Origin of the sequence: Methylobacterium fujisawaense (assembly GCF_014138435.1) — a bacterium.
Classification (GTDB): domain Bacteria; phylum Pseudomonadota; class Alphaproteobacteria; order Rhizobiales; family Beijerinckiaceae; genus Methylobacterium; species Methylobacterium fujisawaense.
The window spans coordinates 650,069-669,298 of record NZ_JACJIM010000003.1 but is presented as its reverse complement, the minus strand read 5'-3'; the positions used below and the strand labels follow the sequence as shown (position 1 = coordinate 669,298).

The window sequence follows — 19,230 nt, the reverse complement described above, 5'->3', positions numbered from 1 at the left end:
GCAGACGGAGGCGAAGCTTTGAGCGGTAAAGATGATGGCGATCAAGATGAAGGCCGCCCAATCAACAGCGATGCTCTTGGGGCGGTCGGAGAGGGGCGCTTCGCAACAATCTGCGCCGGCGCAGAGCTCATCGCTAATACGGCTCACCGAGATCGATCAGGATGGGATTTTATTGTTGAGTGGCCCATCAACCATCAGAGCGAAGCTGAATTAGACAAGAGAGAAAATCCCATTTCTGCTCATTTTCAGCTGAAATCTATGTGGCACGACAACAATCAAATTAAGTTTCGAATGACGTCAATTGAGCGTCTTGCTAAGGATCCCAAGCCGTCATTCGTATATATAACTAAGTTTAATCACGATCAGACGCCGAGCGAAGTTTTTCTAGCTCACATCATCGGCGACAATCTTGTTGCCGTTCTCAGAAAACTCCGAGAACTTCAGCAGGCAGGAAAAAAGAAAATCAATAATGAGTATATTTATATGTCCGCCACCATCATCGGCGCGCTGATAGGTGCGGATGGGAAGGCTCTGCGCGCAGCCGTGGAAGAGGCGATCGGGCCAGATCTTACCGCTTATCAAGCAGAAAAGACGCGTCAGCTTGCTGAACTCGGGTACGAGCCGCTGCGGCACACCCTCGATTTCAAACTTTCCGTTCAAAACGAAGAAGAGTTCACCGACGCATTGCTCGGGCTCAAAAGCGACTTGCCTTTCAGTTCCGCGGTAAACAAAGAGACCCGCTTTGGCATTGCCATTCAAACTAAAGATTTCCCCACCGAAGGAAAAATTTCATTCACCCCATCGCCGGCCGACACCTGCTCGATCATTGTCCGACGCAATAGATTTGCCGTTGCTGCGACATTCTCTGGTACAATTTTGATGGCACCTGGTTTAAACGACAACAAGAAAGCTAGAAAAATTGTTATAAGCTCTGAACTATTTAAATTCATTCTAACCGATGAAAGACTTGCGTTTCAGTCGGTTGACATAACTCCCGAAAATCCGAAACTTGATTCATCTCAATGGAAGAATTGGTATAGTTTTGTCAAGGAAATGACTAAGGAGGGCTGCCAAATCGAGCTGCATCCAAAGCGCCTGAAAAAGCAAACATTGAATTTGACCAAGAAAATTGACACCATCACCGAAGAAGAGTGCGTTATATCGCTTAATATTATTGATGATATCAATCTCGTTTTGTCGAGCGCATCTGGCGCTGCAGCGGCGATTTATGGACATGCCGCGATCGTTCGAAATGTGGAGAGCGCACGTGTATGCGCCGCGCTAATACGCGGTGATGATGCGCTATCAGTCAAAATGGGCCTCGGAGCACATTTACCAGAAGGCTTGCCTGAGCGCGAATATGGAAGGTTTATCGATACTATAGTTCTCGACAACCAAGCAGTATTGGCTATTGCGAGCGCTACGTTCATCTTTGATAGTAGCACCGAAATGCATTCGATTTCAGCAGAGGACCTCTCGCTACAAGATCTTGAGATTGTTCCAATCGACGATCTGCGCGGGCGAGTCGCCGAGCTGAAGTCGGAACCTGGCGCAGGAATATGCATGGTTCGCAACTTCGGCGAAGCTGAAGAGGGCGACAACACTACGACATAATGATGAAAGGGCGGCCCGAAGGCCGCCCATACCCCGAGGGGGTCCATACCTGGCCAAGCCCCACCATGCCGCGCGCTACCGCGCCGCGCAGTGCCAAGCCGGAAGAAGCATAGTGGCGTAATTGCCGAGCCTTGCAAGGGCGCCCATGGCGCTGGCATGGTGCAACGATGCCAGATCCCGGCACCCTCCTCGCCATCGTGCTCGTTGGCAGCCTCGCGGCGTGGGCCGCGAGCATGTACCTGCGCGACGCGCACGCCTACCGGGCCGGCCGGGGCGACGAGCGGTACGCATGGCTACGCCGCTCGCACCCTGACCATCCTGCATTGCCGCCCGCACCGCCGAAGCCGCTGCTTCGGGTGCTGCCGCACCGATGGGGGTGGCGGCACGCGGCAATCACCGCAGCGCAGGTTGCGGTGGTTGGCGGCGGGATGTGGCTGACCTTCGCCAGCCCGTATGCGGACAAGGGGCCGGTGCCTTGGCAGGCGTATCCGATCACCCTCCTGCTGTTCGCTGCTCTCGTCGGCATGGCTACGGTCGCGCTCACCCGTCTATGGGATCTCGCCTCAGCGACGCTCGCGCGGCGCCGCGGCGGACCCCGATAGCGCCAGCAGGCGATGGGTGAAGCCGAGGGCGTTCTTGCTCCCCGGCGCCGACTTCGCCAGAGCGCGCAGATCCGGCAGGGCCTTCGGGTCGAACAGCATCCTGGCCACAGCTTCGCCGTTGCGGGCGGCCTGATACCAGGAGAAGGCATCGGCCGCCGCCTTCTTGGCGCCGAGCACGCCGCCCGCCAGGGCGCCGCCCATTCCCGCCGCGCCCGCGCCGGCCGCCGCGTTGGCGAGGGCTCCCGCGATGGCCGGGCCGACCCCCTTCCCACCGGAGAGCTGTTCACCGACGCGGGCGTTGAAGGTCGCGTCGCCGCCCGCCTGCGGTTTGTAGCCGGTCGCCTTGAGCGTAGTCAGGAACCGGTCGAGGCTGCCCCAGAGCACGTCGCCGTCGGGCAGCGCCCGGATCGACGCTTCGAGGTTCTTGGCCTGCTGCGGATTCCCCGCCACGGCCGACGCGAACCCGGCCCCGCCGTACTGCGCCGGCAGGCCGCGCTTCTCGGCCACGGCGTCGTTGAACGCGGTCTCCAGGTGGATGCGGGCGAGTTGGCGCGCGGACTGCGGGTCGGCCTTCGCCAGCGCGCCCATCGCCGCGCCGATCTCGCGCTCACCGCCGGCCAGCGGGTCGCGATCGAACAGCACGCCGATCGCGCGTTTCAGATCGGGATGGCCCTCGGCGAGGTGCCCGAGCGGGGAGCGCTCAACCGCCGCCATGCCTTCGCGCGCCGTCGCGATGCCGGCGATGCGGTCGCGCACGGCCGGCATCTGGTCGAGGAGATCCGCGTGCTGACGGAGCGCGCCACGGAGCTTGCCGCCGTCGAGCACGCCCGTGGTCGCATCGGTCGCGCCGTCGAGCAGGCGGGTGGTGAGTTGACCTTCGAACGCGCGCCGCGCCTCGGGGCTCGCGATGGAGGCGAAGTCGCGCGCCGCGCTCGGACCCTCGGCGATCGCGCCGGGCACCTGCTCGGCCGGCATCGAGAACCGCCCGCTCGTCTGATCCTGCGCCACGATCCGGCCCGGGGCCGAGCCGGACGCGAACGGGTCGAGGTTGCGCGAGGCCGCCTCGAACCCGGACCGGGCCGCTTCGTATTCCGGCACCGCCGACAGGGTGCGGTCGAGGCGGTCACGAACCCCGAGGAGCATGCGCTGGGTCTGGGCCGGCGCCTTGTCGATCAGGTCGGACATCGCCTGCCGGGCGCCATGCAGGCCGGCCACCGTGAGGTCGAGCGTCTTGCCGTCCGGCTCGTACAGGGTGCGCCGGGCCTGCTGGAGCGCCACCGCCGCCGGCCCCTTGGCCGAGCGCATCGCCTCCTCGATGTGGTCGAGCACCGGTTGCGGGTTGGCCTGGCCGAACCGCACATCCGGGATCTGCTCCTGCACCGTGGTTGACTTCACGAACGGGGCGGGCGGCTCGCGGAGGGCTCCGATGGTCCGCTCCAGCGCGTCGAGCGGCTCGGCGGTCTCGCCGCGCATCATGGCGCCGAGGGCCCGGGAGCGGATGTCCGGATGGATGCTCTTCGGGTCGATGCCGGCCTTGCCGAGGTCGGCGTCCAGGCGGGTCTCGGCGTGCGAGAGCGCCGCCGCATACTCGTCGCCAAGTTGCCCGGAGGTCGGGCCGGCGACCTGCCGCTGCGAGCCGAGCGGGTACGAGGGCGCGCCGCGCTGCTCGTTCTGGAGCTTCCGCAGCAGCTCGGAAGAGATGTCCCGCGCCATGCCGCCGTCGGCATCGGGCCGGAAGTACCCCTCCTCGATCAGCCGCTCGCGCCAGAAGTCGTCGATGCCCTTACCATTCTGGCGCGCGACGTTCCCGACGCCAGGGATGTTGAACCGGTGGAGGTCCGTGGCCGCCACGTCGCCGTCGAGGCGCAGTCCGCCGTTGCGGGCGACGAACCGCGCGAGGCTCTCGGGGCCGGCCTCGGCGGGGGTGCCGTCGCCGCGACCGGGCGGCGGGCCGAGCGGGGCCGGCGCCTGATCCGTGAACTGCGGGCGGCTGTACTGCTGCTGGGTCATGATCGGCTCGCCCGGCCGCTCCACCGGCACGGTGCGCTCGATGCCGACGCTCTCCGGCGCGCGCTCGGCCGCGCGGTAATCCTGCTCGGCCAGCGCGGCCCGCATGCCCTCGCGGCGGTCGAACGCCTCGCGGAGCGCGGGCTGGATCACGTTCCCGGCCTGCTCCGGCGTGACGCGCGGGCCGGCGGCCTGCCGCGCCTCGGCGAGCGCCATGCCCTGCGGGGTCTCGGCGACGGCCGTGCGGGCGGCATCCTGCACCGATGCGCCGAGCGCCGAGGGCGCGGCCGGCGCATCGGCCAAGCCCTGGAACGCGGCACGGCCGGCAGCATCCACCTGCCCGGGGCGCGCGGCGTAGAACTCGGTGGCGATGCGCTGGCCCTCGCCGCCGCCCGTCGCGACGGTGTGGGCGAGTTGCGAGGCGCGCGTGGCCTGGCCGCCCGTGACTTGGTTCAGCGCCTCGTCCAGGGACAGCGGGACACCGCCGCCGGGAAGATCGCGCGCCGCCTGCATCACGGCCTGCGCGCGCTCAAGGTGTTCGGGCGAGATCCCCTCCAGCCCGTCGCGCATGACGGCGGATGCGCCGCGCGGAGCCTGCGCCACCGCCGCGCCCACGCCGCCGGCCAGCGCCCCGATGAGCCGGGCCGGCCCTTCCAGTTCCGGCGCGATGGTCCGAACCGCGCGGCCGACGCCCTCGGAGGCGAGGGCCGGCACGACAACCTGTCCGACACGCTGCGCCAGCGTGCCACCGCCCATCGCGGCGTTCGGCGCGAACTCGCCGACCGTGTGTGCCCATTCGCCGGCTGTGGTCTCAGGCTTGTAGGCGGGGCCGGTCGCGGCCTCCATCGACTTGGCGACCGTCGCCGGGGAGACAAAGCCGTCCGCGATCGAGGGACGGGTATCCCCGCCCGGCAAATCGCTGGCAGGCGTGAACCCCGTGGCCCGCACGATAGCTTTCGCTGGGTAGCTGAGAAGCTTGTCGCCGAGTGCCAGCAGCGCATTCGGCGCCCCGACCAAACCCGCCACGCCGGCATCCACGCCCGCCTCGGCTGAGCGCGCCATGTCCTTCGCGACGGCGCCGGCCTTCGCGGCGAGCGACGGCTCGTCCGCGAAGGGGTCGTGGTCGACGGGGATGAGCTTCGTGCCGGCCGACGCCTGCTGGCCCTGGCCGGCGAAGGGATCGAAGTCGACAGGGACGAGATCCACCATCACTGCACCTTCAGATACTTCCCGGGGCGGTTCGGGTCCGCGACGTACCAGTTGCCGTCGCCGGCCTGCCGCGCCCCAGCAGGCGCCCCCTGCGGCGGCCGGGCCGAAGCGTCCTGCCTGGGCTGGCCACCCTGGCCGCCACCGCCCTGCGAGCCTGGGAACTCGACGCTGGAGGCACCGAGCGGCCGACCTGTGAGCGGGCTGTTGATCGGGTGCTTGCGGTCATAGTCCGCGACCACATCGTCCCAGTTCTCCCAGTTCTCCTTCCGGCGCGCGAGCGCGGCGAGGTCGAGTTCATGCTGGGCCTGCTGCTTCTTGATATTGATCAGCGCCGCATTGCCCTCCGGGGTGAGCGTCAGGCCCGGGTTGTTGCGCAGGTACGTCGCGAAGTCGAACTGCGTCGGACGGGCCGTGAGTGACTTGGCGTCGGCCGTGGCAAGCTGCGTCCCGATCTTCGAGATGAGCTCGGACGGCGCGATGTCATCGCCGATGTTGAGGCCGAGCGATCCGCGGGCGAACTGCTTGAGGCCGAGCACGCGATCCGCCATCGGGCCGGTGGTGATCTTGTCGCCGCCGGCCTTCCAGGCATCCTCCAGGATGTTGAGCGCGGCCATCTTATCCCGCGCCGGCCGGGCCGCACCGATGTAATCGGCGAGGTCCGTGCCGATCGCGTCGCCGACCTTCTTGTCCCGCGCCAGCTCTTGCGGGGGCATGTTGATCGTCGTCTGGTTCCGGCCGGCCTGCGCGCGTTCGTTGATCCAGTCCTGAAGCGAGCCGGCGTACCCGCTGCTGCGCTTGGCTTCTTGCCAATTCTTAATATCAGCCGTCGCCTCCACCTCCTTCGGCACCGCCGCAACCGGCTGATGCGTGTCTGGGTCGAGCATGACCTGCCCGGGGCTGAGGATATCAGGCTCCTTCGGCGTGCCGGCGTCTGTGCCCTCGGCCTGCGCCTGTGCGGTTGCCTTGGTCTGCTCCGGCGTCGGACGCTGGGCGGTCGCGACGGCTGCCACCTGCGTCGGATCCTGCTGGCTGCCCGGCACTACCGACATCGTGCCGTCCGCGTTCCGCACCCGGCCATCCTGCGCGCCGAATTGCGAGGAGAGGAAGCCCTGCACGTAGGTGGGGTTCATCGCCAACGCGGTCGCGTCCTCCAGGGGGATGCCCATCTTCTGCGAGATGATCTTGGCCGTCTGGTTCTGCCCGGCGAGTTCGCGCTGAAGCTTGTACTGCTCCATGCGTGACTTCGCCTGCGCAAGGTCGTTCGCGCCCTGGTGCGCATTGAGGGCAGCCGCGTTCTGGACGCCCTGGCTGAGCCCCTCCGCGAAGTTCTTGCCGGAGAGGATGCCCGAGCCGACGCCGAGAAGCGTGTTGTAGACGCGGGGGTCGCTGAGGCGGCTCAGAAAGCCCGGAGAGTTGTCGGCGGTCGGTGTCGACGAAGGGGCGGCCGAGACGGGCTGCGGCGAGCCCGACACCGGCTGGCCCGTCAAAGGGTCAAAGCCGCTGACCGGCGACATGCCGGGACGAAGCGCCGACAGATCGGAGGCGCGCGCAGGCGCCGTCGGCGCGGCGATCTCCTCGCCGCCGCTCGGCGGTGGGGCTGTCTGCGGCTTCTGGATCGCCCCAGTCTCCAACGGCACGTTCGTTGGAGCCGCCTGCATCTGCGGCATCACGGGCGGCTCGGCGCCGAGCATGGACGGCACGGCCGTCGCCGGCGCGGCCACCTGCTGCGGCTGAGCCGAGACGATCGTTCCCGAGTTGCCCGAGAACGCGTTGTCGGGCGCGCCGAGAGTGCTGCGATCGAACAGGAGGCTATCGACCGAAGGGGCGGCCTGCGGCGGCTGCGCCTGAAGGAGCCGCGCGAGCAGATCCGGGGAGAGGCCGTCCAGCAGGGACGAGGCGTCGGTGGTGAGGCCAGCGGACATGGAGCGCCTTTCGTGTCGGGTTACTGTCCGGTCCGCTGCCCGGCGAACTGCATGGGCGACATGAAGCCGAAGGGCTTCGGCCTCACCGTGCGGAACTGCATCGGTGACGCGCCGCCGGATTGCTTCTGGCCGCCCTTGCCGGACCCGCGGCCCTGGCCGCCATCTGCGCCGGCCATGCCGGGCGCCCCTATCGCGGTCGCGCTCGGATCAGCCGTCGCCATGGGGTTCGGCGTCGACATGTCCCCGCCGCCGGCCGGCAGCACGGTCCCGGCACCGCCCGCCTGCGTCGGGCCGGACAGGCCGAACGCTGCCGGACGGCTCGAACCGCCCGGCATCGTCATCTTCGGCGCCGAGCCGCTGACCTTCCCCGCGGCCCAGTCCGTCAACTGGCCCGCCGTCATGTTCCGCAGGAACGGGTTGGCCGCGACCTGGCTGGCCTCAAGCACTTGGCTGACCGGCGTCGACGGGTCGGCCGAGAGGACGGAGCGAGCCCCACCGGCCCCGGCGAAGTGCGAGAGGTAGCGGGTGCCGTCGTTGTCGGGCAGGCCGGCCGCCCGGAGCTTCGCGCCGTTCTCCTCGGCGTAGTGGTTGACCATCTCGCGCGACAGCGCGGGGTCGTTGCGCAGGGAGAGGAGCTGTTCCCTCGGCAGGCTGCCGGCGAGGTCGGGCCGGTACCGCTTCATCATGTCGAGCCACGTGCCCGAGATGAACTGACCCGCCCCCGTCGCGGACGAGTTCGGGTTCTTCGCTGTGGCGTTCCCACCCGACTCCGCGCCGACGATCCGGTCCACGAGCGATGGGCTGACGCCACTCTGCGCCGACGATGCCTGCGCGGCGGCCGGCTGTCGTGGCGCCTCGGGCGGGCTCGGCGACAGGCTCATGGCCATCGGCGCCGGCTGCTGCGCGGGTGCGGGCTGGGCCACCGACGCGGCGGCGGCAGGCTGAGCCGGAGCCGGCGCCGCGGCGCCCCTGGCCGCCATCTGGCTGATCGCCGCGAGCATGTCGGGGGTCAGGCCAAACGCCTGATCCTGCGAGCCCATCGCCGGGATGCTGAAGCCGAAGGCCATGACCTACCTCCCGAAGATCGAAGAGGCGGCGCTGCGTAGGTACGGCGTCAGATACCCGCCCGCGCTGCTCGCACCGCTCATCCCGCCGATCCCGCCGGCGGCGGCGCCGACCGGCCCGAAGGCGCCCGTCATCCCGAGGAGCCCCAGGCCGCTGCTGAGGCCGCCGATGAGCGTCGAGCCCAAGCTCTGGCTCGTCCGGGTCTGCGTGCGGCCAGTCGAATCCGTCGTGCCGCCCAGGCCGGCAAGCCCGCCCATGAGGCCGGCGTATCTGTCCAGATTTGCCCACGGCATCTGGTTGGTCTCGTCGAAGACCTGCTGGGCGGCCCCGATGTTGGCCTGATCCTGCCCCTGCAGGATCGAACCGACACCGAGCATCTGCTGCGCGGGCGCGTACCGGGAGGCGTCGAGCGCCGGCAGCATGGAGGCTGCCTGGAGGGCCTGCGACTGTCCGGTCTGCCCGGCCCCAATGAACCCTTGCGCCTTCGTGACCCCCAGGTTGCTGTTGAACTCGTCCCCGCCCAGGACCTGCCCGAGGACACTCGCTTCCTGGCCCTGCTGGGCCTGCCTGAGCTGAGCACCGGCGAGCCGCTGGCTATTGTTCGTCGACTCCACCCCGCTCTTGGCGTTCGTGATCCCGAGGCCGAGCTGCGAGGCGGCCTGCCGTGCAGCGTCGATCTGCGAGTTGGCCGAGAGCTGACGCTGCGCCTCGGTGTTGTACTGAGAGGCGTAGAGTTGGCTCTGGGTATCGTTCACCGCCTTCGTGGCGGCGCCCGCGAAGGATCCGGACCCGTACCGGCCCGACGCGGCGAATGCCTCCTTCTGCGCCTGGAGGGCGTTGTCGGAGGAGGTCTTCACCAGCTTCTGGAAGATCGGGTTCGTGGTCGGGTCGAGGCTGTTGCCGGCGGCGATGCCCGACAGGTTGGTCTCGGCGGTCGAGGGGGCTTGACTCTTCGCGTAGAGCGCGTCGAGCTGCGGGATGGTGGTCAGGTCCCGCGAACCGGACATGAAGCTGTTGGCAGTCTGGTTGATCGGGTTGCTCGCGCTCCCGATCCGGTCGGCGAGGCCCGACAGCCGCGACGTATCGACGTTCGGCACGTTCGACAGCATCGACAGGCCCTGCGCCGTGGTCGGTGAGATCCCGCTGGAGCCGAGCAGGCTCTGGGCGAACGAGATGCCCTGCGGCGCGGCGTTGTCGGACGCGAACTGGTCGCGGATCGACTGCAGCCCGGTCAGGGCATCATCGCCGAGCTGCGCGACCCGCGGGCCCGAGTAGATGCCCGTGCCCGAGCCGCCGTTGTAGAGCTTGCCCGCGTCGCTGATGACCGCCTGCAGGCCGGGGATCGCCGGAGCCCAGGGCTGGGTCTCAGAATGCTGCTGCTGCGTGGAAGTCTGGGTAGAGCCGCCCATCACAGCGCCTTTCGGAAGTGGGTGTAGGAATCATAATCCGGCAGCAGTCCGGCCCAGCCGGACCGGCCCGCGAACTCGACGGTGGCGCAGCCGAGCCGCCGCGCGCCGGCCTCGATCAGCGCGAGGGTGTGCCGCCACGCCCGGGCGCCGCCGCCGCCGACGGCGAGCACCCAGCAGGAGCGGCTTTCGTCCCGGTGCTGGCGAACTTGCGTGACCCCGGCCGCGACCGGCGCACCGCCCGCGGGACCGATCAGGACGAGCTGGCCCTCACCGGCCCGGCACAGCGCGCGCAAGCCTTCGAGGGTCAGGTCGGATTCCGGCCGGTCGCAGACGCGCGCCAGCCATGGCTCCGCCACTGGCCAGATCGCATCGACCTGGTCGGCGGGCACGGGCGTGAGGATCATCCGCGGCGCCGAAGCTCGTAGTGGAAGGTACGGTCGGTCGCGGCCGAGGAGTCGTGGCCGACCGTGAACTGGCCGTTCTCCGAAGACACCGTCCACGGGCGCGCCGCGGCGGCCGAGGCCGAGGTCGGCGAGTAGGCGATCATCGTCCCTGCGGTGCAGAGGCGGTTCTTGACCACGGTCTGCGTCTTGTCGGGCGCCAGGACAAGGTCGCCCACGGCGTGCGAGGCGCCGGTCACCAGATCCCCGATCGCATCGACGTGCTTGTCGAGTTCGGAGCGGTCGAACGCACCGCTCTTCGATGGCATCTTCATGCCGATCCCTCCGGCACCGCATCGGGCTCGATGGCGGTGGCATAGGTCCACGCATCGCCGGCCGGGATCCGCACCTGCACCCGGTGGTACCGGCCCGAGGCGTGGCAGCAGGCGATGCGCTCGCGGTTCGGCGGGCTCTCGGCGCGGAACCGGACCGGCACCGAGACGCCGAGGCTCTCGCGCGTGCCGACCTGCGCGAACCAGGCGTCCGCGTCGGTATCTACCCGGACGCCCCGGGCGTAGGTCCGCCGCGGGCGCGACAGCATCGCGTCGGGCGTGGCGATCAGCGCTTCCATGCTCGGCCCCTCGAGGAGCGCGAGCCGGTTGTCCGTGCCCCAGACGCCGATGAGCGGCACGCCGCCGGAGAACAGCGCGGAGTCGAGCGAGAGACCGCCCGCGAAGTTGTATGGCGAGGTGCCTGCGTCGATGTCCTCGTTGATGGAATCGATGCTGACCGGCGCCGTCTCGGCGCGCAGCCAGTGGCGTAGGACGAGGTCGAGCTGCGTCCAGCGATCCTGCACGGAGTCGTAGACCAGCACGAGGTCGAGCAGCGTCGGATCCGAGACCCGCGTGCTCTTCATCGCGAACAACACGCGGCTGCCGGTCGGATCGCCTACCGCCACCGCGGTGTGTGCGAAGGTCGGATCGCGCAGGGCCTGGATCCAGCCGTTCACCCGGTTCTTGCCGATCGGCACCGAGGTGCCGGCCGCGAATGCGTAGACGCCATCCCGGTCGAGGAAGAAAATGGTCGGGCCGATCTTCACCACCGACCAGGGCGCCACCGCGCCGCGGTCGTCCTCCAGCTTCGAGCGCTGGAACACGGCGCTGCTGCCGGGGGCGAACACCATCTGCTGGATGGCGCGGTCCTGAAACACCAGCAGGCTCTCGCCGCCGACGAGGCCGGTGACGTGACCGCCGTCGGGGAAGATCTGGACGTCGGAATCCTGCACGCCCGGCGTCCAGAAGGTCGGATCGCCGATGCCCGACCACTGGATCGCGGTTGGGTCGGACAGCAGGCTCCCGAGAAACAGGAACTCGCTGACCACGGTGACGAACCGGGCCTTCGGCGGCGGGTTGGCCGGGTCGGCCGCGACGAGGTCCGCGAATTTGGTCCCGGTCGCGATGTCGATCACCTGCGGCACCGCGCCGAGATGCACCGCGAACAGCCGCGTGCCGTAGAGGGCGAACGACCAGTAATCCCCCTCGGGCACGAGGTAGGGGGTCGACCCGGTGACATCGTCCCAGGCGTTCGTGACCGGGCTCAGCCGGTAGAGCTTCGTCGTAGTCCCGGCGAACGCGACCCAGGAGCCATCCGGCGCCTGCACCGCGATCGATCCCCGGCATTCCTCCGGCAGCGGCTGCGTGACCGGGTTCGGCGCGGGGACGGGCCCGTAGCCGTCGGGACGCGGGAACACGTTGCGCGCCACCGCCGCGACGCTCGCATCGTTCGACGCGACATCGGGCGCCCAGGCGCCGAAGGAGATCTTCACAGGTCGTAGCTCTGCACGACGCCGGTGCCGGCCATCGTGGTGGCCAGCCCCTTGAGCGAGGTCGAGGCCTCGGACACCGCCACGTCCATAGCCTGCTTCAGGGACGGATCCTTGAGGCGGTGCAGGGCGAGGTAGCGCTTCGCGTAGGCCGCGATGAGGTCATAGGCCTCGTCGACCCAGGCGTTCGTGTCGGCATCGGTCGCGGGCGCGCCGAGCCGGACATGGCCGGTGAAGCGGACCGTGTAGACCCCGTCCGGGATCGGGAAGAGCCGGTAGCCCTCCGAGAACTTGGCGAAGTAGGCGGGCTGCCCGGCCTGATCCTGATCGCCCAGCGCGTCCAGGCTGGCGAGCGGCACGGGCTTCAGCTTCCAGGTCGTGTTCGAGCCATCGATGGCCACCGCGCTGTCGATGGCCAGCATGACGTTCTGCCCGGCGAGGCCGGCGCCGCCGTAGCCGGCCTGTCCAGGCACGGTGGCGAACTCAAGCACGCCGTCGTTGAACGGGAATCGCTCGCGCTGCCAGAAGCCGATCGCGAACCGGATCGCATGCCGGACCGCTCCGACGAGGTCGGGCCGGTCGAGCTCGTCGACGATCTGGTTGACCATGCGCAACAGCGTGGGCGAACCGTCGTCCGTCGAGGTGCCGTCCGCCTGGATCAGCGGATTGTCGACCGTCGCGGCGAAGGCCGACTTCACCTGTGCGGTGGAGTCGGGAAACAGTCCGGAGGACATGGCGCTCTCCGTGGTCAGCGATGGAAGGGCGGGGCCGGGACAGGCATCAGTTGCCCCACGCGCGCCAGACGATGTTGAGGTTGGCCTGCGCCGCAACCGCTCCGCCGTTTGTCACCGAGCGCCCGCGGAGGATCGCCGTTGTCTTCGTGAAGCTGTCCGCGGACGTGACATAGGCGACCGTCGCGCCTCCAGCCCCGGAGTTCGGATTGGTTGAAACGCCCCAGCAGGCATTCGGGAAGGCCAGCGGGAACGTCAGAGAAAAATCGGCAGATGTCGAACTCGCAGCACCCCACTGCTCGATGAAGCCATCAGACCACCTCCGGTAGCCATTCGGTCCAAGGCTCTCCGCGATCACGTACGGGGCGGCTGTCGCAGCCCGATCCGCATAGGCAGTCGTCGCGAGCTTCGTGCTGTTGTCGCCTGCGGTCGGGGTCGGGGCGGTCGGCGTTCCTGTGAAGGCCGGCGAAATGGTCGAAGCGGTGCTCGATGTGACCCAGTTGGTGCCGTCGTTCTGAAAGAAGAGCAGTGCGCCCGGCGGGACAGTGAGCGCCGCCCCTCCATAGGTGGACGTGAAGATGTTGGACGCGCCCTGTGAGGCGACGGTGATCGCTCCAGGGGCCGTGTTCAGAATAGCGACGGACTGATCGCTGCCAGTCTGGGACACTGTCGGCAGAGTGATTACGATACCGGCGGTCCCGGTGAAGATGAGCTTCCCTGCGGCCGAGCCATCAAGCGTCATGCTCGCGGATGTCGACTGGATCCCTGTTGGCCCCGCGCCGGCATTCTGCTTGGCTAGAATGCGCTGCGCTGCGGTCAGCGACTGCGCGACATCGGTGCGCACGACGGCGGTGTAGGGCGCCTTGGCGCCGAGCGCGGCCGCGATGCTGAAGGACGTCAGCGCCTTGGCGTCGTCCGTACCGGTCGCGACGTCAGTCTGGGTGGCCTTCGGGACCGTGATCGTGCGGTCGGCGGTCAGATCGCCGCCGCCGGTGGCGAGACCGCCGGTCAAGATCTGGCGGCTCGGCGGGACGCCCTGGTTTCCGCCCGCACCTGCGGCGACCGCCGTGGCGACGAAGTCGAGGCTCGCCGCTTGCGTTCCGGAGGTGCCCTGCGCCGCGGTCGGGACCCGAGGCACGCCAGTGAAGATCGGGGAGGCGAGCGGCGCCTTCAGCACCTCCACCCCCTGTGCACGGCTGGTCTCGTTCGCGATGGCGGTCGCGTTCGCGGAGACGTTGGTGGTGATCGCCTGCTCTGCCGCGATCGCCCGGGCCGTCTCGGCGGTCACCGCACCGCCGTCGGCAACAGTGCCCGCCACCGTCCCGACGTTGAGGTAGGCCGCGGCCCCAAGGGTGTTGAAGCGCCCCGCGACCAAGTTCTGGAGGAAGAGGTCGTTCGCGTAGAGCTTGTTGAAGGCGGTCGGCACCGCGTCGGGCTTCGGCCCGCTCGTCACCGGCTGCTGGAGCGCGGACTGGGCGAGCGCGAGAGACGGCGCCAGGGTAAGCGCAAGGACGCCGACGAGGCGTCGGAACCGGTGCGGGATCATCGACGGCCCTTCGAGCGGCGCGCGGGCTTCCGAGCCGCGGCAGGCGCGGGCTCGGGCTGGCGATCAGGCTGGGGAAGAGGAGCCGGCTCCGGCGCGGAGGCCGGAGCCGGTGCGGGCACTTCGGCGAGTGCGTGAGCGCCCGCGTGCAGCACCCAGAGCGCGGCGTGCATCAGCCGTCGTTGTTCGGGGCGTAGTGCAGCACGATGGTCGCCACGCCCGCGGCCGGGGCGCCCGCGATCGTGCCGTAGATCGGCGTATCGGCGGCGAGCCGGCCCTTCAGGGTGGCGGTGTCGATGCGCTTCACGCCCGCGGCGGTGACCGCGGTGTCACCGGCAGCCGCGAGATCGCTCCCGCCGGGGGCGGACCCGAGGGTGAGCGACGCGCCGGCCGAGAACGCAGCCTCGACGAGCACCAGGAGCGAGGTGATCAGCGCGCCGGCTGGGAGCGAGGCCGGCAGGACGAAGGCGCCGTTGGCGAAGGTGACGGTCAGGCGGACGTACTGCGACTCCTGCCGGCGATACTCGCGCACCGACGGGGACGCGGGGGGGACGTTGGTGGCCACGAGGACCTCCTGTTCAGACGGATCGGGGGAAAGGCGGGACGGGCCGGAGCGCGAGGCCCCGGCCCGGGTCAGCCGTCAGGCTGGATCGGCGGGGGCTTAGCCGGCGGGCGCGGCGTAGGTCGGGACGGTGATGACGCCGAAGTCGTCGCCGTTGAAGGTCGTCTTCTTCAGACCCCAGATCGCCCAGGCGGAGACCTCGAGGTTCCGCTTGTGGTCGTAGAGTTCCTCGTTCCAGCGGTAGCGCTCGTCGCCACCGGCCTTGCCGTAGGCCACGGTCGCGGCCTGGGCGCCGAGGAGGACGGCGCGGCGGGTGTTGGTCACGGCCGAGGTGCCGTCGACGGAGACGCCCTGCGTGACGTCCTGCGCCTCACGGAGCACGACGCCATTGTACATGCCGAGCGCGCCCGAGAAGATCGGGCTCTTGCTCGACTGCATGCCGGCCATCGCGGCCTTCTGGATGTCGAGCCACTGGCCGGCGGCGGTGTTGGTCCGCAGCGAGGTGACCTGCGTGGAGTGCAGGTACATCACGTAGACCTTCTGGCCGTCGACCACGACGGGGCGGATCATCACCTTGCCCGCGGCGCCGCCGGTCTTCGCCAGCTCCACCGCCTGGTCGATCAGGCTGAGGGTGAAGATGTCGCCGGCGACGAGGGCGGCATCGTTGGCGCGGCCGTTCGGGCGCAGGATGCGACCGGCGGACGGGGCCGTGACGAGGTTGTTGCCGTTGTACTTCCGGGCGTTCTTGCCCGGCAGCGCGTTCACTGGGGTGTAGCCGCAGACGTGGGCGAAGAAGATCTTCGCGCGGCGGGTCTGGAACCAGTCGGCGATGCCGGAGCGGGCCTGCTCACGCAGGTTGAACGGCACGCGCTGCGCGTCGATGGTGTTGTCCGACTTCACGCCGACCACGTGGCCGAGTTCGTCGATCGTCACCTTGTCGGAGTTGGTGCCGAGCTGCTCGCCGTTGCCCTCGGCGACGTCGTCGGAGGTGAAGCCGTCGCCCTTGAGCTGCATGCGCAGGCCGAAGGTGACCTGGTCGCCGTTGCCCTTCTTGGTCTCGGTCTTCTCCTGGATGATGGAGCCATCGGAGGTGCCGACCAGCGGGTCGATGTCGATGGACTTGTTGGCCTCCACTGCGAGCTTCTTGCTCCACAGCTTCTGGGCCATCGGATCGCCGATGCCGAAATTCGTGAACGACATGAGAGGTGCCTCTAAGGGCTGGATTCCGTGGGGGAGGGGTGCGTGCGGGCCGTGTCGTCGCCGCGCGGACGGAAGCCGGGCCCCAGGTGACCGTTGGGGACGGTGATCGGACGGGCGCCGTGCGTGGCGCGGACGGAGGCTGTGACGCGGCCGGGCGAGCCCTGTGACGGGGGCCAATCGGACGACCGAACATGCGAGAGCGCCCCGCTGGGAACAGCAGGGTGCGGCGCGGGCCGGTCGGAAACTAGTGGGATGCGGGACGGGGCCTCAGGCCTGCACGTCACGCGACATTGGCGATATCCGGTGTTTCGCCCGTCGGGTCAAGCGATTAGATGGATGGCGATCATTAACTAAGCCGATGAGAAAATCGACCGTCCCGGCAACACATTGGCTCCAACGGTAGAGGAGCACAATCAGCTATCCTCATAAGCTCGCTTCGATCGTTGATATCGGTCGTCCCGCAAAAATGCGTTAAGGAGTGTGTTTTATATTATTTCTTTGAATTCTTGATGGCGCTAATTATGTCAGATCACTCTCCGGAAGTAATCGAAAAAATATCAAAAACCATCAGCGCTGCTGAAAATGCGGTTAATTTTGTGCCTCCAAATGAGCATGTAGCAGAGGGAGAACTAGACAAACTTCGCACGGAGGCACAAGAGATCAAATCTCTTCTACTTACTTCAACGAGAATAGATCTGATAGAAAGAGTTTCTAGTTCTCTTAGGGGCCTGGAGTTTCATTCCATTGAACATGACACAGCGTCGCGCGGCTCTCTGGTTATCAGAATTCAGGCGCTTGAATTAACCAATCGCCTGCAGTCGTTACGAGATACCGCGAGAGAGAGTGGTTATTTCGATCAATCTCTCATGAATTTTAATCCCAGAGATGAAGTTCCCGCAAAATACATACAGGAAATAGACAAAAGACTTCAAGAAGTAAAAGATTTGACGCTTAATCTTGAAAAGCAGTTAGTTGAAAGTAAAAAAGCCAGCCTACGCTTGAGTATTGGGCCAGTTTCAATGCCGGTCAATGCGCTTGTGCAGATAATCAAACAAAATACCTCTGACGCCATCGAATACATTGCAATTCAAACTAACGTCAATGCTTCGGCTCTAAAAAACAAACTTCAGAGTGTTACCGACTCGTCCAGCGATTTGCTGAATGCAATGAAATCAGAGTCAAAAAGTTTCGGATCAAAACTGATAGAAGTATCTACCAAAATGGCGAAGGCCGCTGCGCAATCGTTGGCAAGCGGCCTGAGGTTGATCAAGAAAATATTTGTCAAGGATGTTGATCAATCTGACATTCCACTTGCGCAAGTCACGGATTTGGGTTCGGAGGGAAAGTTTATCTACGAATTTGTTTTTCCAATGTTCAACGATGAGCAAAGACAGCTCGCCAATTTAATCCGAGATGGGATTACAGCACTCAGGGACGTGGATGCATTGCATGAAAATTACATTACGAATGGTTCGGTAATCAACTGCAAGCTCACAAACCGAGACGGGTATTATGGTATTTCGATTACGATCAGGATTGCGAAAGACTTGCTACACGTCGAACGGGATAAGCCGCGGGTTTTCGATTTTACAATAAGCTCAAGCGATTTTATCAGATTCTCCAAACTGTCCAAAATCCAGATACAAGAGGCAGGACGATATGGTTTCAATCAAATGAAAGCCGCCAATCAAGGCGTCTAATGCCAACGCTTGTGGGCGTATAACGTCAAGACAATTCTAAGAAGCAGCGGCTCCAGTTGGTGGACGCTTATATCTCTGCTCCCATCAGGCGCGCCAGCTTGTCCGGGTTCTTGGTCGCGAACGCCTCGAAGTCCTTCTCGCTCATTGCGGCCAGCATCTCGAAGGTCACCTCACCGGCCGGCGCGCCACCGGCGGCCGAAAGCGACTTGCCCGGACCGGCTTGGCCGGCGGCGACGCGTTCGACCTTCTGGGCCGGGGTCTCGGCGGGCGTGGCGGCAGGCGCCGGCTCCGCGGCCTTCGGGGCGAACCCGCGGGCCTTGGCAATCTGGAAGATGCGCTCGGCCGGGGAGACGCCCGCCTTCCGGGCTTCCAGGGCGACCTGGAACTCGTCCTGCTGGAGCGCCTGCTGGATCTGCTCCGCGGGCACGCCCAGCGCCGCATACTCGGCCGTGCGGCTCTGCATGACGTGGCGGAACGCGTCGGCGAAGGTCGGCTCGGCCGAGGCGAAGCGGTTCAGATCGGTCTGGTAGTCCCGGATAACCTCGCCCACCTCGCGCTCCTGGCGCTGGCGGGTCGTTTCCTGCGTGAAGCCGTTCTTCAGCTCCTCGATCTGCTTCTCGAGGTGCTTGGCGTAGCCGAAGATGTCCTCGTCCGGGCTGGGCGGCGCGGGCGGGGTCTCGGGCTGGGCGGCGGCCGCGGGCCGGGCCTGCATCGCCTCCGTGATGACGCGCAGGCGCTCGTCGCCGCGCGCGAACTTCTCGCGAAGGTCGTGCAATTCTTTCTCGACAGCCTTCCGGCGCTCGCGCTCCTGGTGGAAGGCACCGTGGCGGACGAACTTGCCCTTGTTCTCGTCGGGCGTGGCGGCATCGGTCTCGGGGTCGACGACCTCGCCCGGAGCGGCCTCAGGGACGGCAGCGGCGGGTGCGGCAGGCTCACCACCACCTGGGGCGCCCTCGGGGGCTGCCGGAGCCACGGCGGCACTGGACGAGCCGTCCTCGCCCCGCTCGTAGGCGTCCATGGCGGACTGCTCTTCGGGCGTGAAGATGCTGTCGCCCTCGCTGGTGGCGAGATCGTTGTCGAACATGTGGTCCTCGTGACGTGATGGAGACGGAAGCCGACGTGCGCCGCCGGCGGGCGGAAGGGGTCAGCGAACGGAGATCACCTCGCCCGGACGGAGCGGGCGGCCGTCGGCCATGCGCTCGCCCAGCGCGGTGTGGGCGCGGTCGCGGAAGTCATCGTGGGTCCGGCCCATCAGCGCCGCGTCCACCATCGCGGCGACGCGCTGCGGCGAGCCCTCGACCAGCAGCATCGGCACGCCGACCTTGAGCCACACCTGGGAGGCGGGCGGATCGGCCATGCCGTTCTCCACCATGCCGACGTTGTCCGGGGCGACGTAGACCGCCTCGCCGGGCGTCTCGGGATCGCCGGAGTAGATCCGGAGTTGGACGAGCTTCATCGGCAGGC

Annotated in this window: 16 protein-coding genes; 3 read left to right on the top strand and 13 right to left on the bottom strand. The window is 67.0% G+C overall.

The window, feature by feature from the left end; translation table 11 throughout:
- Nucleotides 1-18 precede the first annotated feature (18 nt).
- The gene (locus tag GGQ91_RS12395) at nt 19-1,614 is read left to right on the top strand and encodes a hypothetical protein (protein ID WP_182592074.1); all 1,596 of its coding nucleotides are present in this window, start codon (nt 19-21) and stop codon (nt 1,612-1,614) included.
- Nucleotides 1,615-1,781: 167 nt separating this feature from the next.
- Nucleotides 1,782-2,216 carry a hypothetical protein gene (locus GGQ91_RS12390; RefSeq protein ID WP_182592073.1) on the top strand — a complete coding sequence of 145 codons (435 nt, stop codon included), beginning with the start codon at nt 1,782-1,784 and terminating at the stop codon, nt 2,214-2,216.
- Here the strand turns inward: GGQ91_RS12390 and GGQ91_RS12385 are convergent.
- From GGQ91_RS12385 to GGQ91_RS12335, 11 genes are all read right to left on the bottom strand, one after another.
- The gene (locus tag GGQ91_RS12385; RefSeq protein ID WP_182592072.1) at nt 2,178-5,432 is read right to left on the bottom strand and encodes a hypothetical protein; all 3,255 of its coding nucleotides are present in this window, start codon (nt 5,430-5,432) and stop codon (nt 2,178-2,180) included. The genes GGQ91_RS12390 and GGQ91_RS12385 overlap by 39 nt on opposite strands.
- A complete protein-coding gene (locus GGQ91_RS12380; RefSeq protein WP_182592071.1) occupies nt 5,432-7,354 on the bottom strand; it encodes a hypothetical protein in 1,923 nt (640 codons plus the stop codon). Before GGQ91_RS12380 ends, GGQ91_RS12385 begins: the two co-directional genes overlap by 1 nt.
- A 20-nt stretch (nt 7,355-7,374) precedes the next feature.
- Nucleotides 7,375-8,421, bottom strand: coding sequence for a lysozyme family protein (locus tag GGQ91_RS12375; RefSeq protein WP_182592070.1), 1,047 nt, complete (start codon nt 8,419-8,421; stop codon nt 7,375-7,377).
- A gap of 3 nt (nt 8,422-8,424) precedes the next feature.
- Nucleotides 8,425-9,828 carry a hypothetical protein gene (locus GGQ91_RS12370; protein ID WP_182592069.1) on the bottom strand — a complete coding sequence of 468 codons (1,404 nt, stop codon included), beginning with the start codon at nt 9,826-9,828 and terminating at the stop codon, nt 8,425-8,427.
- Nucleotides 9,828-10,232, bottom strand: a complete 405-nt coding sequence (locus GGQ91_RS12365) for a hypothetical protein (RefSeq protein WP_182592068.1) — start codon at nt 10,230-10,232, stop codon at nt 9,828-9,830. The genes GGQ91_RS12370 and GGQ91_RS12365 overlap by 1 nt, the downstream gene beginning before the upstream one ends.
- Nucleotides 10,229-10,543 (bottom strand): hypothetical protein, encoded by a 315-nt coding sequence (locus tag GGQ91_RS12360; protein ID WP_182592067.1) that lies wholly within the window; start codon nt 10,541-10,543, stop codon nt 10,229-10,231. Before GGQ91_RS12360 ends, GGQ91_RS12365 begins: the two co-directional genes overlap by 4 nt.
- On the bottom strand, nt 10,540-12,033 hold the full coding sequence (locus tag GGQ91_RS12355; RefSeq protein WP_182592066.1) for a hypothetical protein: 1,494 nt from the start codon (nt 12,031-12,033) through the stop codon (nt 10,540-10,542). The genes GGQ91_RS12360 and GGQ91_RS12355 overlap by 4 nt, the downstream gene beginning before the upstream one ends.
- Nucleotides 12,030-12,764, bottom strand: a complete 735-nt coding sequence (locus tag GGQ91_RS12350) for a phage adaptor protein (protein WP_182592065.1) — start codon at nt 12,762-12,764, stop codon at nt 12,030-12,032. Before GGQ91_RS12350 ends, GGQ91_RS12355 begins: the two co-directional genes overlap by 4 nt.
- A 46-nt stretch (nt 12,765-12,810) precedes the next feature.
- The gene (locus GGQ91_RS12345; protein ID WP_182592064.1) at nt 12,811-14,307 is read right to left on the bottom strand and encodes a gp53-like domain-containing protein; all 1,497 of its coding nucleotides are present in this window, start codon (nt 14,305-14,307) and stop codon (nt 12,811-12,813) included.
- A 169-nt stretch (nt 14,308-14,476) separates the two neighbouring features.
- Nucleotides 14,477-14,869 carry a hypothetical protein gene (locus GGQ91_RS12340; protein WP_182592063.1) on the bottom strand — a complete coding sequence of 131 codons (393 nt, stop codon included), beginning with the start codon at nt 14,867-14,869 and terminating at the stop codon, nt 14,477-14,479.
- Between the two features lie 96 nt (nt 14,870-14,965).
- Nucleotides 14,966-16,066 (bottom strand): N4-gp56 family major capsid protein, encoded by a 1,101-nt coding sequence (locus GGQ91_RS12335; protein ID WP_182592062.1) that lies wholly within the window; start codon nt 16,064-16,066, stop codon nt 14,966-14,968.
- 509 nt (nt 16,067-16,575) lie between these two features.
- On the opposite strand from GGQ91_RS12335, the gene GGQ91_RS12330 reads away from it, so the two are divergent.
- Nucleotides 16,576-17,766, top strand: a complete 1,191-nt coding sequence (locus tag GGQ91_RS12330; protein ID WP_182592061.1) for a hypothetical protein — start codon at nt 16,576-16,578, stop codon at nt 17,764-17,766.
- A 67-nt stretch (nt 17,767-17,833) separates the two neighbouring features.
- Here the strand turns inward: GGQ91_RS12330 and GGQ91_RS12325 are convergent, their stop codons facing one another.
- Both GGQ91_RS12325 and GGQ91_RS12320 read right to left on the bottom strand, forming a co-directional pair.
- The gene (locus GGQ91_RS12325) at nt 17,834-18,850 is read right to left on the bottom strand and encodes a hypothetical protein (RefSeq protein ID WP_182592060.1); all 1,017 of its coding nucleotides are present in this window, start codon (nt 18,848-18,850) and stop codon (nt 17,834-17,836) included.
- 60 nt (nt 18,851-18,910) lie between these two features.
- On the bottom strand, nt 18,911-19,222 hold the full coding sequence (locus GGQ91_RS12320; RefSeq protein ID WP_182592059.1) for a hypothetical protein: 312 nt from the start codon (nt 19,220-19,222) through the stop codon (nt 18,911-18,913).
- Nucleotides 19,223-19,230 lie beyond the last annotated feature (8 nt).

Excerpts from the sequence above, each read along its gene's own strand:
- GGQ91_RS12370 (WP_182592069.1), bottom strand. The coding sequence starts at position 9,828 with ATGGGCGGCTCTACCCAGACTTCCACGCAGCAGCAGCATTCTGAGACC.
- GGQ91_RS12375 (WP_182592070.1), bottom strand. The coding sequence starts at position 8,421 with ATGGCCTTCGGCTTCAGCATCCCGGCGATGGGCTCGCAGGATCAGGCG.
- GGQ91_RS12365 (WP_182592068.1), bottom strand. The coding sequence starts at position 10,232 with ATGATCCTCACGCCCGTGCCCGCCGACCAGGTCGATGCGATCTGGCCA.
- GGQ91_RS12325 (WP_182592060.1), bottom strand. The coding sequence starts at position 18,850 with ATGTTCGACAACGATCTCGCCACCAGCGAGGGCGACAGCATCTTCACG.
- GGQ91_RS12335 (WP_182592062.1), bottom strand. The coding sequence starts at position 16,066 with ATGTCGTTCACGAATTTCGGCATCGGCGATCCGATGGCCCAGAAGCTG.
- GGQ91_RS12330 (WP_182592061.1), top strand. The coding sequence starts at position 16,576 with ATGGCGCTAATTATGTCAGATCACTCTCCGGAAGTAATCGAAAAAATA.
- GGQ91_RS12360 (WP_182592067.1), bottom strand. The coding sequence starts at position 10,543 with ATGAAGATGCCATCGAAGAGCGGTGCGTTCGACCGCTCCGAACTCGAC.
- GGQ91_RS12350 (WP_182592065.1), bottom strand. The coding sequence starts at position 12,764 with ATGTCCTCCGGACTGTTTCCCGACTCCACCGCACAGGTGAAGTCGGCC.
- GGQ91_RS12320 (WP_182592059.1), bottom strand. The coding sequence starts at position 19,222 with ATGAAGCTCGTCCAACTCCGGATCTACTCCGGCGATCCCGAGACGCCC.
- GGQ91_RS12390 (WP_182592073.1), top strand. The coding sequence starts at position 1,782 with ATGCCAGATCCCGGCACCCTCCTCGCCATCGTGCTCGTTGGCAGCCTC.
- GGQ91_RS12385 (WP_182592072.1), bottom strand. The coding sequence starts at position 5,432 with ATGGTGGATCTCGTCCCTGTCGACTTCGATCCCTTCGCCGGCCAGGGC.
- GGQ91_RS12380 (WP_182592071.1), bottom strand. The coding sequence starts at position 7,354 with ATGTCCGCTGGCCTCACCACCGACGCCTCGTCCCTGCTGGACGGCCTC.
- GGQ91_RS12345 (WP_182592064.1), bottom strand. The coding sequence starts at position 14,307 with ATGATCCCGCACCGGTTCCGACGCCTCGTCGGCGTCCTTGCGCTTACC.